The 13,128-nt window shown below is 52.7% G+C and carries 9 protein-coding genes and 3 tRNA genes; 4 read left to right on the top strand and 8 right to left on the bottom strand.

The features are described 5' to 3' along the window. Positions 1-7: 7 nt before the first annotated feature. Together tsaE and nnr are read right to left on the bottom strand one after the other, a co-directional pair. Positions 8-469, bottom strand: a complete 462-nt coding sequence (gene tsaE, locus GUC46_RS21545; protein ID WP_003025570.1) for a tRNA (adenosine(37)-N6)-threonylcarbamoyltransferase complex ATPase subunit type 1 TsaE — start codon at positions 467-469, stop codon at positions 8-10. After that, positions 441-1,988 carry a bifunctional ADP-dependent NAD(P)H-hydrate dehydratase/NAD(P)H-hydrate epimerase gene (gene nnr, locus GUC46_RS21550; protein ID WP_130715222.1) on the bottom strand — a complete coding sequence of 516 codons (1,548 nt, stop codon included), beginning with the start codon at positions 1,986-1,988 and terminating at the stop codon, positions 441-443. Before nnr ends, tsaE begins: the two co-directional genes overlap by 29 nt. On the opposite strand from nnr, the gene queG reads away from it, so the two are divergent. After that, positions 1,987-3,126 (top strand): tRNA epoxyqueuosine(34) reductase QueG, encoded by a 1,140-nt coding sequence (gene queG, locus GUC46_RS21555; protein ID WP_003844973.1) that lies wholly within the window; start codon positions 1,987-1,989, stop codon positions 3,124-3,126. The genes nnr and queG overlap by 2 nt on opposite strands. A 269-nt stretch (positions 3,127-3,395) precedes the next feature. Here queG and GUC46_RS21560 read toward each other — a convergent pair. The 4 genes from GUC46_RS21560 to orn form a co-directional block, all read right to left on the bottom strand. After that, positions 3,396-3,471 (bottom strand) — tRNA-Gly (locus GUC46_RS21560). 155 nt (positions 3,472-3,626) lie between these two features. Continuing rightward, a tRNA-Gly gene (locus GUC46_RS21565) sits at positions 3,627-3,702 on the bottom strand. Positions 3,703-3,739: 37 nt separating this feature from the next. Next, positions 3,740-3,815: transfer RNA gene (locus GUC46_RS21570), tRNA-Gly, on the bottom strand. Between the two features lie 185 nt (positions 3,816-4,000). Further along, positions 4,001-4,546: an oligoribonuclease gene (gene orn, locus GUC46_RS21575; RefSeq protein WP_160180716.1), complete on the bottom strand. Its 546-nt coding sequence runs from the start codon at positions 4,544-4,546 to the stop codon at positions 4,001-4,003. 105 nt (positions 4,547-4,651) lie between these two features. Here orn and rsgA point away from each other — a divergent pair, with 105 nt between their 5' ends. The 3 genes from rsgA to mscM all read left to right on the top strand — a co-directional run bounded on the left by rsgA (position 4,652) and on the right by mscM (position 10,097). Then, positions 4,652-5,704 carry a small ribosomal subunit biogenesis GTPase RsgA gene (gene rsgA / locus GUC46_RS21580; protein WP_003025561.1) on the top strand — a complete coding sequence of 351 codons (1,053 nt, stop codon included), beginning with the start codon at positions 4,652-4,654 and terminating at the stop codon, positions 5,702-5,704. Between the two features lie 92 nt (positions 5,705-5,796). Beyond that, positions 5,797-6,765 (top strand): archaetidylserine decarboxylase, encoded by a 969-nt coding sequence (gene asd / locus GUC46_RS21585; RefSeq protein WP_003844975.1) that lies wholly within the window; start codon positions 5,797-5,799, stop codon positions 6,763-6,765. A gap of 17 nt (positions 6,766-6,782) precedes the next feature. Next, on the top strand, positions 6,783-10,097 hold the full coding sequence (gene mscM / locus GUC46_RS21590) for a miniconductance mechanosensitive channel MscM (protein ID WP_130715224.1): 3,315 nt from the start codon (positions 6,783-6,785) through the stop codon (positions 10,095-10,097). A gap of 65 nt (positions 10,098-10,162) precedes the next feature. On the opposite strand, the gene yjeM is transcribed toward mscM, so the two are convergent. Then, on the bottom strand, positions 10,163-11,665 hold the full coding sequence (gene yjeM / locus GUC46_RS21595; protein WP_106902712.1) for a glutamate/gamma-aminobutyrate family transporter YjeM: 1,503 nt from the start codon (positions 11,663-11,665) through the stop codon (positions 10,163-10,165). A gap of 214 nt (positions 11,666-11,879) precedes the next feature. Then, positions 11,880-12,857, bottom strand: a complete 978-nt coding sequence (gene epmA / locus GUC46_RS21600; protein WP_003830517.1) for an elongation factor P--(R)-beta-lysine ligase — start codon at positions 12,855-12,857, stop codon at positions 11,880-11,882. Positions 12,858-13,128 lie beyond the last annotated feature (271 nt).

Here is a 13,128-nt window from a genome sequence, read left to right on the forward strand (position 1 = left end):
CTTAAGGTTATTCGGCTAAACGCGCCAGCAATAATTCACCCGATGAGGAGACTGCGCTTACGCGCGCCTCTCGACCTTGCGCCTGATATTCAATGTGTATTTCGACGTCCGGGTCTGGCAGTACACCTTTACCTTGTTGCGGCCATTCCACCAGGCAGATGGCATCATTGGCAAAATAATCGCGGATCCCCATAAATTCCAGCTCCTCCGGGTCCGCAAGTCGGTATAAATCGAAGTGATATACCATCAAGTTATCGAGTGAATAGGGTTCAACCAGCGTGTAGGTGGGGCTTTTTACATTACCTTTATGACCTAACGCCTGCAGAAATCCCCGGCTGAAAGTGGTTTTACCCGCCCCCAGGTCGCCGTACAAATATATAACCGTCGCGCCGTCACAGGCTTTGGCTACCCGCAGTCCCAGGTCTAAAGTTGCCTGCTCATCAGGTAGTGGAATTACTCGATTCATCATGATAAACGTCAATCATATCAGGGTTAACAATACGCTGTAGCGTGGTAAAGAGATCTGTCGCCAGCATGCCGCGCGTACCAAAACGCGCCGCCAGCACATCCGCCGCCGCTCCGTGCGCAACACATCCCGCACATGCTGCATCATACGGGGTAAGCTTCTGTCCGAGCAATGCGCCAATAATACCGGAAAGCACATCTCCCATTCCGCCGCTGGCCATCCCTGCATTGCCTGTATCAATAATACCTAACTCAGCTTGTTCAGCAGCAACAACCGTACCCGCGCCTTTCAGCACTACCACGCCTCCGTACCGTTTTACCAGACGTTGTGCGCAAAGTAAGCGATCGTCTTCAATTTCTGCAATGGAACAGCCCAGCAGTCGCGCGGCTTCACCTGGATGCGGCGTGATCACGCGATTGTGACGTTTATCGGGGTTGATTGCCAGCAGGTTCAGCGCATCCGCATCCCAGAGCATCGGTTTGCGAAAATTCTCTACTTTTTGCAGCGCTTTTTTACCCCACTCCTGCTGACCAAGCCCAGGTCCTATCACCACAACATCCGCCCATGCCAGGCTCTCTTCCAGAGTCTGCGGCGTCAGCGCATCGACCATCAGTTCTGGTCTGGCAGTCAGAACAGGCGCAATGTTCTCCCTGCGCGTCAATACTTTGACCAGCCCAGCCCCCGCACGCAACGCCGCTTCACCGGCCATACGTATTGCACCTGCCGTGCCGTGGTCGCCGCCGATAATCACCAGCCGACCGTGAGAGCCTTTGTGTGAGGTGGGCCGACGCGGCGTTAGCCAGTGCGCAAGCTGTTGAGCATCAAAACGTTGCAGCGGCGCGTTCTGCACCGCCAGCCAGTCGTCCAGCCCGAGTGCGTTAACATGCAGACGTCCGGTGACATCGCGTGCTTTACCGGTGAGCAGACCTGGCTTGAGCGCAATAAAGGTAACGGTATGCGCAGCGTTGATGACTGCCCCCGGCGTCGCCCCCGTCTGCGCAAGCAGGCCGGAGGGAATGTCGATTGCAATTGTAGGGGCTGGGTGGCTATTGGCCCGTTCGATCAACGCCGGGAGAGGTTCACGCGGCGCGTTTTTTAAGCCAGTACCTGACAGCGCGTCGATAATGACGTCCACGCTGTCTGGCCAGTTAATATCAGCAGCATGAATAACGCCACCGGCGTTAAGCCAGGCGTCGTGCGCCTGCTGCGCTTCCTCGGGGAGCGGTTTATCACTCTCGTGCGCCAGCAACGTAACATTAAAACCCTGCGCTTTGGCAAGTCTTGCCACCACGTAACCATCACCGCCGTTGTTGCCGTGACCACATAGCACCAGCCAGTGTTGGGCGTTCGGGTAGGCCTCACGGGTGACCTGAAACGCCGCCTCTCCCGCCCGTTGCATCAGCTCATACAACGTCAGCCCTAAACTGTCTGCCGCCTCTCGCTCCATCCGCCTGATATCATCGGCGTGCCAGATGGAGTGTGGTATACTTGCGGGGTTTTTCTTCATTGTATGGTCCGTCATGTCAGAGCCCCTCGATCTCAATCAGTTAGCGCAAAATATTAAGCAGTGGGGGCTGGAGCTTGGCTTTCAGCAGGTCGGTATTGCCGATACCGACCTCAGCGAAGCAGAGCCCAAACTGCAGGCCTGGCTGGATAAACAATACCACGGCGAGATGGACTGGATGGCCCGTCACGGCATGATGCGCGCCCGCCCCCACGAATTATTGCCCGGTACGCTACGTGTCATCAGCGTACGTATGAACTATCTTCCTGCCAAAGCGGCCTTTGCCAGCACGTTGAAGAACCCTTCTCTGGGTTACGTCAGCCGTTACGCGCTTGGCCGCGACTACCATAAGCTGCTACGTAACCGCTTAAAAAAGCTGGGAGAGATGATTCAACAGCACTGCGTTTCGCTGAATTTTAGACCTTTTGTCGATTCTGCGCCCATTCTTGAGCGTCCTTTGGCGGAAAAAGCCGGGCTTGGCTGGACAGGTAAGCACTCACTAATCCTCAATCGCGAAGCCGGTTCATTTTTCTTCCTCGGGGAATTACTGATCGATTTGCCCTTGCCGGTCGACCAACCAGCAGAAGAAGGATGCGGGAAATGCGTCGCCTGCATGACAATCTGTCCCACCGGGGCCATCGTTGAACCCTACACCGTAGATGCGCGCCGCTGTATCTCTTATCTCACTATCGAACTGGAAGGCCCGATACCGGAAGAGTTTCGTCCATTGTTGGGGAATCGAATTTACGGCTGCGATGATTGCCAGCTCATTTGCCCGTGGAACCGCTATTCACAGTTGACGACAGAGGATGACTTCAACCCGCGCAAGCAGCTTCATGCTCCGGAGTTAATAGAGCTGTTTAGCTGGAGCGAAGCGTGGTTTTTAAAAGTCACGGAGGGGTCTGCCATTCGTCGTATTGGCCACCTGCGCTGGCTGCGAAATATCGCCGTTGCATTGGGTAATGCTCCCTGGAATGACGCTGTTATTCTCGCGCTGGAAAGTCGCAGAGGTGAGCACCCACTTCTCGACGAACACATAGACTGGGCGGTTGCTCAGCAAATCGAGAAGCGAAATGCCTGCGTAGTTGAGGTGCAGCTACCGAAGAAACAACGTTTGGTCAGGGTCATTGAGAAGGGTCTGCCGCGCGACGCTTAAGTCATCCACAGCTTGTGTATAAAAATAAAAACACATTGATATTCAAGAAGGAAAAAATCGTCAAGTGATCGCATTAACAATTTGAAATGATAATTAAGTCAATAATTTCAATTAGTTAAAATGATACTATTTACCCGGCGAAGCTTTTTGCATTCCAGGAATAATACCCGAACCTGTGGATAAGTCTGTTTACAAGAGTATGTCAATGACGAAACAAAACGTCCCCAACGCGATTATTCGTTGTGGATATTTTTATTGAGGTAAGAATTTGGAGCGGGAAACGAGACTCGAACTCGCGACCCCGACCTTGGCAAGGTCGTGCTCTACCAACTGAGCTATTCCCGCATAATCTTCGTCTTTCGAACCGCTACTGCGTTGGCTGCCTTCATTCGCCTGAGTCACTTACTTCAGTAAGCTCCTAAGGACTCATTCAGTTGCCGCCTTGTCGCAATTCGAAATCCTGCGATTGGTGGTCTGTGCTTATAAGCACTTTCAAATTTTGGAGCGGGAAACGAGACTCGAACTCGCGACCCCGACCTTGGCAAGGTCGTGCTCTACCAACTGAGCTATTCCCGCTTGGGTGCGTCTGTGCTTAATAAGCACTTTCAAATTTTGGAGCGGGAAACGAGACTCGAACTCGCGACCCCGACCTTGGCAAGGTCGTGCTCTACCAACTGAGCTATTCCCGCAAATTTGTTGCTGTCGTAATTCGCATTTCTGCGTCGTTACGGGAGGCGCATTATACGAGAAATCCGTTTAGCTGCAACCCCCTTGAATACGTTTTTTTCGAAAATTCGTTCAAGTGATTACTTTGCAATCAAGCTGAACAATTTAGCGTCAAAAAGCCGGTGACGCAAGCCACCGGAGAACAAAATCAAAGCTTAATAAAATGTTCGCGATAGTAAGCAAGCTCAGCAACAGATTCACGAATGTCGTCCATCGCCTGATGCGTTCCCTGCTTGGTGAAGCCAGTCAGGATCTCCGGCTTCCAACGACGCGCCAGTTCTTTGAGCGTACTAACGTCAAGATAGCGATAATGGAAATACGCCTCCAGCTCCGGCATGTATTTAAACAGGAAACGACGATCCTGGCCGATGCTGTTGCCACAGATAGGTGATTTCCCTTCCGGAACCCACTCTTTCAAAAAAGCCAGCGTGGCCAGTTCTGCTTCACGATCGCCCATGGTGCTCGCCTTCACGCGTTCCACCAGCCCGCTACCGGTGTGCGTACGTACGTTCCAGTCATCCATTAATGCCAGTTGTTCGTCGGACTGGTGCACCGCAATTGTCGGTCCTTCTGCCAGAATATTCAGGTTGGCATCCGTCACCAGCGTGGCGATCTCAATAATGCGATCGCGCTCGGGATCCAGACCTGTCATCTCCAGATCGATCCAAATCAGGTTGTTTTCATTGGCACTCATGCTATTTTCCACCCTTCAGCGTCACATTCAGTGTGACTACATTGATCTAAAATTGTGTGTATCATAAATGTTTTGCCCATCATGGGCGACCAGGAGCCAGTCCGATTGAGTAAGAATAAACTCTCCAAAGGCCAACAGCGCCGTGTGAACGCCAATCACCAGCGTCGTCTTAAAACGTCCACGGAGAAGCCCGACTACGACGACAACCTGTTTGGCGAAACCGCTGAAGGCATCGTTATCAGCCGTTTTGGCATGCATGCCGACGTAGAGTCTGCTGACGGTGAAATTCACCGCTGCAACATCCGCCGTACAATTCGCTCGCTGGTTACTGGCGATCGCGTAGTCTGGCGCCCGGGTAAAGCGGCGGCTGAAGGCGTGAATGTCAAAGGTATCGTTGAAGCGGTACACGATCGTACCTCGGTACTGACACGTCCCGACTTTTACGACGGGGTAAAACCTATTGCCGCCAACATCGACCAGATCGTTATTGTCTCAGCCATCTTACCCGAGCTGTCACTCAATATTATCGACCGATATCTGGTAGCCTGCGAAACGCTACATGTTGAACCAATTATCGTACTGAATAAGATCGATCTGCTTGATGATGAAGGCATGGCCTTCGTTAACGAACAGATGGATATCTATCGCGACATTGGCTATCGGGTGTTGATGGTATCCAGCCGTACTAAAGACGGCCTGAAACCACTTGAAGAAGCATTAACCGATCGCATCAGCATTTTTGCCGGTCAGTCGGGCGTAGGTAAATCCAGCCTGCTCAATAATCTTCTCGGCCTGCAGGAAGAGATCCTGACCAACGATGTCTCCGACAACTCCGGTCTTGGACAGCACACTACCACGGCCTCTCGCCTGTATCACTTCCCGCACGGCGGCGACGTTATCGACTCCCCTGGCGTACGTGAGTTCGGACTGTGGCATCTGGAGCCGGAACAAATCACGCATGGCTTTGTCGAATTTCATGACTACCTGGGCCATTGCAAATACCGCGACTGCAAGCATGATACCGATCCAGGCTGCGCTATCCGTGAGGCTGTAGAAAAAGGGGCCATAGCCGAAACCCGGTTTGAAAATTATCACCGCATCCTGGAAAGCATGGCGCAGGTAAAAACGCGTAAAAACTTTTCTGATACAGACAACTGACAACTAAGCTAAGCATCGCTAGAATCGTCCCCCTTTTTTCAGGATCCGGTCCACATGCCGGATCGGGAACAAATTATGGCCTGGAGGCTACCTTGTTAAACTCATTTAAGCTTTCGCTACAATACATTCTGCCGAAACTATGGCTCACTCGCCTGGCGGGTTGGGGTGCGAGCAAACGAGCGGGATGGCTGACCAAATTGGTTATCGATCTGTTCGTGAAATATTACAAGGTCGATATGAAAGAGGCGCAAAAGCCGGACACCGCCAGCTATCGCACCTTTAACGACTTCTTTGTTCGCCCGCTGCGCGACGATGCTCGCCCGATTAATACCGATCCAAACGTACTGGTCATGCCCGCTGACGGCGTGATCAACCAGTTAGGCAACATCGAAGAAGACAAATTGCTGCAGGCTAAAGGGCACAGCTATACCCTTGAAGCGCTGCTGGCTGGCAACTACCAGATGGCGGACAAATTCCGCAACGGTACGTTTGTAACCACTTACTTGTCTCCACGCGATTACCACCGTGTACACATGCCGTGTAACGGTATCCTGCGTGAAATGATGTATGTACCGGGCGATCTCTTCTCTGTAAACATCCTGACTGCGCAAAACGTACCGAACCTGTTTGCCCGCAACGAACGCGTAATCTGTTTGTTTGATACCGAATTTGGTCCGATGGTGCAGATTCTGGTCGGCGCGACTATCGTCGGCAGCATTGAAACCACATGGGCTGGCACCATTACTCCACCGCGTGAAGGCGTCATCAAGCGCTGGACCTGGCCGGAAGGCGAAAGCGAAGGGTCGGTGGCGCTGTTGAAAGGTCAGGAAATGGGCCGCTTTAAGCTCGGTTCCACCGTCATCAACCTGTTCGCACCTGGCAAAGTTAACCTGGTTGAGCAGTTGCAGGATCTTTCCGTGACCAAAATCGGCCAACCAATGGCCATCTCGACCGAGACTTTCGTGACGCCAGAGACAGAACCGGCCCCGCTGGCGAAAGAAGAGATCGAAGCAGAACACGACGCCAGCCCGCTGGTTGACGACAAAAAAGACGAAAGTTAAACATAGGAATCGCTGCTGTGCGCCTGATTATCACTTTTCTGATGGCCTGGTGCCTCAGCCTGGGGGCGTACGCTGCGACGGCCCCCGATGCCAAACAACTCACACAGGAACTGGAGCAGGCAAAAGCGGCAAAACCCGCTCAGCCAGAAACCGTCGAGGCGCTCCAGTCCGCGCTGAATGCCCTTGAGGAGCGGAAAGGCTCTCTCGAGCGCGCACAGCAATATCAGCAGGTTATTGATAACTTCCCCAAGCTGTCCGCAACGTTACGCGCACAGCTTAGTAACCTGCGCGATGAACCGCGCAATGTACCAACCGGACTCTCTACCGATGCGTTAAACCAGGAGATCCTCCAGGTTAGCAGCCAACTGCTGGAAAAGAGTCGTCAGGCCCAGCAGGAGCAGGATCGCGCCCGGGAAATCGCCGACTCGTTAAGCCAGCTTCCTCAACAGCAAACCGATGCCCGCCGCCAGCTCAATGAGCTTGAGCGGCGCATTGGTACCGCCAACGGCAATTCCGCGCAGAATCAGGCGATGCAAGCTGAATCCGCCAAACTTAAAGCCCTGGTCGATGAACTGGAGCTGGCACAGCTTTCCGCCAATAACCGTCAGGAACTGGCGCGTATGCGCTCCGAACTGGCAGAAAAGCAGAGTCAACAACTCGACACTTACCTGCAGGCTTTGCGCAATCAACTCAACAGTCAGCGTCAGCGCGAAGCAGAGCGAGCGCTGGAAAGTACCGAACTGCTGGCGGAAAACAGCGCGGGACTGCCGGAAGGTATTGTCGATCAGTTCAAGGTTAACCGCGAGCTGTCTCAGGCCTTGAACCAACAGGCGCAACGTATGGACCTGGTCGCCTCGCAGCAGCGTCAGGCTGCCAGCCAAACGCTGCAGGTCCGCCAGGCCTTGAATACGCTGCGAGAGCAGTCTCAGTGGCTTGGGGTTTCAAATATGCTGGGAGAAGCGCTGCGCGCGCAGGTATCCCGTCTGCCGGAAATGCCCAAGCCCCAGCAGTTGGATACCGAAATGGCGCAGCTTCGCGTGCACCGTATGCGCTATGAGGATCTCCTCAACAAACAGCCGCAGCTGCGTCAGATTCATCAGGCCGATGGACAACCGCTGACCGCTGAACAGAGCAGTATTCTCAACGCCCAGCTACGCACCCAGCGCGAGCTGCTGAACTCATTGTTACAGGGCGGCGATACGCTGATCCTTGAGCTGACCAAGCTCAAAGTCTCCAACAGCCAACTGGAAGATGCGCTAAAAGAGGTCAACGAAGCAACGCACCGCTATCTGTTCTGGACGTCAGACGTCAGTCCCATCTCGCTCTCCTGGCCTGTCGACATCGTTCAGGATCTGCGGCGTTTGATCTCATTAGATACGTTTAATCAGTTGGGTAAAGCCAGCATCATGATGCTGACCAGCAAAGAAACACTATTGCCGCTGTTCGCGGCGTTGGTGCTGGTTGGCTTTAGCCTCTCTTCGCGCAAGCACTTCACCCGTTTCCTTGAACGCTCGTCCGCGCGAGTCGGGAAAGTCACCCAGGACCATTTCTGGCTGACAATACGCACGGTATTCTGGTCAATACTCGTCGCTTCTCCGTTGCCGGTGTTATGGGCAACGCTCGGTTACGGGTTGCAGGAAGCCTGGCCTTACCCGCTGGCTGTTGCTATCGGCGATGGCGTTACCGCCACGGTGCCTATGCTATGGGCGGTAATGATTTGCGCCACCTTTGCGCGTCCCAACGGTCTGTTCATTGCCCACTTTGGCTGGCCACGTAACCGCGTCGCGAAAGCCATGCACTACTACCTGATGAGCATCGGACTGATTGTTCCGCTGATCATGGCGGTGATTATGTTTGATAATCTCAATGACCGTGAATTCTCCGCCTCACTGGGACGTCTGTGCTTTATTCTGATTTGCGGTGCGCTGGCGGTCGTGACCCTGAGCCTGAAACGCGCCGGGATACCGCTGTACCTCGATAAAGAGGGCAACAGCGATAACATGGTCAATAGTATGCTGTGGAATATGCTGATGGGCGCGCCGCTGATTGCCATTCTCGCTGCGGCAGTGGGTTATCTCGCCACATCGCAAGCCCTGCTGGCACGTCTGGAAACATCCGTGGCGATTTGGTTCTTATTACTGGTGGTGTATCACGTCATCCGCCGCTGGATGCTAATTCAGCGCCGCCGCCTTGCGTTTGACCGCGCCAAACATCGACGCGCCGAAATGCTGGCGCAACGTGCGCGGGGCGAAGAGGAACCACTTCATTCAACCAGCCTTGAAGGTACGATCGATGTAGATGAAAGCGAAGTGGATCTGGATGCAATCAGCGCGCAATCGCTGCGCCTGGTACGTTCTATCCTGATGCTTATCGCCCTGCTCTCGGTCATTGTGCTGTGGTCAGAAATTCATTCCGCTTTCGGCTTCCTGGAAAACATCTCGTTGTGGGATGTCACCTCCACGGTGCAGGGCGTGGAAAGCTTAGAACCGATAACGCTGGGCGCGGTGCTCATTGCTATTCTGGTGTTTATCATCACCACCCAGCTAGTGCGCAACCTACCCGCGTTGCTGGAGCTGGCGCTACTGCAACATCTGGATTTAACCCCCGGCACCGGTTACGCCATCACCACTATCACTAAGTATCTTCTGATGCTAATTGGCGGCCTGGTGGGCTTCTCGATGATCGGTATTGAGTGGTCCAAACTGCAATGGCTGGTGGCGGCTCTCGGTGTCGGTCTGGGCTTTGGTTTGCAGGAGATCTTCGCCAACTTTATTTCCGGCCTGATTATCCTGTTTGAAAAGCCAATCCGCATTGGCGACACGGTTACAATTCGCGATCTCACCGGAAGCGTGACGAAAATTAATACCCGTGCCACCACTATCAGCGACTGGGACCGCAAAGAGATCATCGTACCCAACAAAGCCTTTATCACCGAACAGTTTATCAACTGGTCGCTATCCGATTCGGTTACCCGTGTGGTGTTAACCATCCCGGCACCGTCGGAGGCTAACAGCGAGGAGGTTACGCAGATCCTGCTGACTGCCGCACATCGTTGCTCGCTGGTTATCGATAACCCGGCGCCAGAAGTCTTCCTGGTTGACCTGCAACAAGGAATTCAAATCTTCGAACTGCGTATTTATGCCGCTGAAATGGGGCATCGCATGCCGCTGCGCCATGAAATCCACCAGCTGATTCTGGCAGGCTTCCGCGAGCATGGTATTGATATGCCATTCCCACCGTTCCAGATGCGTCTGGAGAGCCTCGGCGGTAAGCAAACAGGGAGAACATTAAGTTCTGCAGGAAGAGGCAGCCGCCCGGCGGGAAGTTTGTAAGCGGAAGGCTTCACTGTATCCGGCCTACTAAGATGCATCTTTGTAGGCCGGATTGGGCAGGTCGTTTATTCCACCGCCCACTCAGGTTCGTTGGCCGCGCGACGGCTGTAGTTCTGATAAATCGCCATCGCCAGCAGCGAGAAGAAGATCGGGCCGCCGGTCATCCACAAGGCACTGTTCCAGTCCCCGGCTTCAATTACCGGCTGGATGATGGTGAACACGTTGGCAAACGTCACCACCAGAACGACCACACCCGTTGCCAGCAGCGTCGCCGCTCGGGTTTTAAAGACAACAAACGGTCTTTCCAGACCCGGACGGGCTTTAAAGAACGGAAACGCCAGCGCCAGGAACAGATACGGCAACGTCATGGATACGTTCGCCATCAGCGTCAGTTTGTTATAGAACGCTGAAGCCGTATCGCCACCAAATGAAACCAACAGGATAAACAGGCTCACCAGCAGGCACTGTAACCACATTGCCGTCGTCGGCATCCCTACGGCATTCAGTTTGGTCATCGGCGCGGGCCACAACGCTTTCGGCGTGCCCTGAATAATCGCTTTCAGCGGTGAGTAGCTGAGGGTGAAAAAAGCGCCGGTATAGGCAAGGAACATGGAAAGCCCGGTAATACGTGCAAACCATACGCCCATCACCATCGCGGTCTCAGGGGAAAGATGCAGCGCATTACCCAACGTCATCCCGAGGCTCTTCATCAGGATATAAGTAATATTGCCGAGGTTGACCGAGCTATTGCTTAATACCTGCTGCCAGTTGGTGCTAACGCCCCATAAAAAGATGGCCAGTGAATAACCAACAGAAATGACAATAGCGGCAAAAACAATGCCTTTAGCAAAGTTCTTTTCTGGTTTTTCTGTTTTATCAACCAGTCCCCCTACAGCTTCAATTCCGCCATAAGCAAAAATGGCAAACACAACAAATGACAACATTGCCAGCCCGGACTGATATCCGGGATTAGGTGAGGAGATAAAATTAATATCCTGTGCAAAGTGGCCACCAGTTAATAACAAAATAGCGACACTCACTAACAACAGAACTAAATTAAGACACATTACGGCAATTCCGCCTACTGCCGTAATACGCGCAATCTTATTAATACCCCGGGATGCCACGCAGGTCACCAGAATCATCCAGCCGACGGCGAGCAGCCCGACAACCTGCGTAGGCTCAAGCCCTGCAATACGCCAGTGCTGCGTCATGTCTGCGCCAAACAAGAAGGTTGAAAAAGGTACCCAGACTTTCGCCGCAGTACTTACCATCCATATCACATAAGAAGAAAACCACATAAACGTGCCGATAAAGGCATAGCGCGGTCCAACGCTATTATTCATCCACGAATAGATTCCACCCTCTTCTTTCCGATAGGCAGAACCCATTTCCGCCATCATTAAAGCAAATGGAATAAAGAATAATAATGCAGAAAATATATACCACGGTATTGCACTATACCCCATTAAATAGAATGCGGAGGGGCTATTAGCAAAACCGAAAACTGACGTAAATATCATGAGAATGAGACCTGGCAGGCTCATCTTTTTTATTGTTTGGGTCATTAAACCATCCCTTACTCTGGCAAGCGTTTAGCAAACGCCGCTCACCGGTTGGCACTGCTCTCTTTGCAGAGTTCAGCGATAAAAAAATCAACACAGAATTGATACCTAAACGATATCAAATATCCAGGTGTAAATTGTGGCTATTAGAGGGGAAATGAAAAAATATGCTACAAAGTGGCGATTAAGCCGCCACTTTGTATTGCGGAAGAGTAAGTTATGCGCGATCGACGGTAAATGCGATAACCTCGGCCAGGCTCTCTGCGCCCAGCGCCAGCATCACCAGACGGTCAACACCCAGAGCCACGCCTGAGCAATCCGGCATGCCTACTTTCAGCGCTTCAAGCAGGTTGGTGTCGATAGGCTGCTGCGGCAGACCACGTGCGGCACGTTTGCGGTTATCCTGTTCAAATCGTTGCTGCTGCTCGCGCGCGTCGGTCAATTCATGGAAACCATTTGCCAGTTCAATACCTTTGTAATAAACCTCAAAACGTTCAGCCACTCGGTGATCTTCGGTACTGATTTGCGCCAGTGATGCCTGGCTGGCCGGGAAATGATACACAAACGTCGGTTTGTCTTTACCAATATGCGGCTCAACGCCCATCGTAAACAGCAGTTGCAGTAAGGTGTCCCGGTCTTCTTCGGTATCGGCGATATTGCTGAGATCCAATTTCGCCGCCACTTCCCGCAGTTGGGTTTTATCCGCAGACAGCGGGTCTATCTCCAGATGACGCTGGAAGGCTTGCTGGTAAGAGAGGCTTTCCGCAGGCGAACAGTCCAGCACCTGCTGAAGCAAATCGTCCACCTCATTCATCAGCCGATACATATCGTAGTGCGGACGATACCACTCAAGCATGGTGAATTCAGGGTTATGATGGCGCCCCATCTCTTCATTACGGAAGCTGCGGCACAGTTGATACACCGGGCCGCACCCTGCCACCAGCAGGCGCTTCATATGGTATTCAGGGCTGGTCATTAAATAGAGATTCATCCCCTGAGAGTGTCCAGGGCCAACGAAACGTGTTTCGAACGGGAACAGATGGATGTCCGTTACCGTTGCCTGACTCATACAAGGGGTCTCAACCTCCAGCACGCCACGATCGGCAAAAAAGCGGCGAATCTCCGCTATAATTGCTGCACGTTTTAACAGATTGGGGATGGACGCGCTCGGCTGCCAGGTTGCCGTTTCGCTCATGGTTGTTTCTCCGATTTAAGACAAGGGCACGAAGTCTACTCGTATCGCGTTAACGAGACAAATTTCAGGCAGCAGTAATCAGCACCAGCAATTGGATAAAAAAAGCGACATAGGGTGGTTTAGTAATTAAATTAATCAAATTCAATGATAATTCCCCCCTGTGACACGCTAAAAAAATCGAACACGTCAAATTTCCCGCACATCCCTAAGACTATACTATTGTACCTATAAAGGAGCAGTGGAAACGCGTTCATAACCTGTTTGAAGCCGA

The organism is Citrobacter sp. LUTT5, assembly GCF_009905315.1.
Classification (GTDB): Bacteria; Pseudomonadota; Gammaproteobacteria; order Enterobacterales; family Enterobacteriaceae; genus Citrobacter; species Citrobacter freundii.

What these genes read in the sequence shown, in the direction of transcription:
- tsaE (WP_003025570.1), bottom strand. Translation starts at nt 469, where the DNA reads ATGATGAATCGAGTAATTCCACTACCTGATGAGCAGGCAACTTTAGAC.
- epmA (WP_003830517.1), bottom strand. Translation starts at nt 12,857, where the DNA reads ATGAGCGAAACGGCAACCTGGCAGCCGAGCGCGTCCATCCCCAATCTG.
- orn (WP_160180716.1), bottom strand. Translation starts at nt 4,546, where the DNA reads ATGAGTGCCAATGAAAACAACCTGATTTGGATCGATCTGGAGATGACA.
- nnr (WP_130715222.1), bottom strand. Translation starts at nt 1,988, where the DNA reads ATGACGGACCATACAATGAAGAAAAACCCCGCAAGTATACCACACTCC.
- yjeM (WP_106902712.1), bottom strand. Translation starts at nt 11,665, where the DNA reads ATGACCCAAACAATAAAAAAGATGAGCCTGCCAGGTCTCATTCTCATG.
- queG (WP_003844973.1), top strand. Translation starts at nt 1,987, where the DNA reads ATGTCAGAGCCCCTCGATCTCAATCAGTTAGCGCAAAATATTAAGCAG.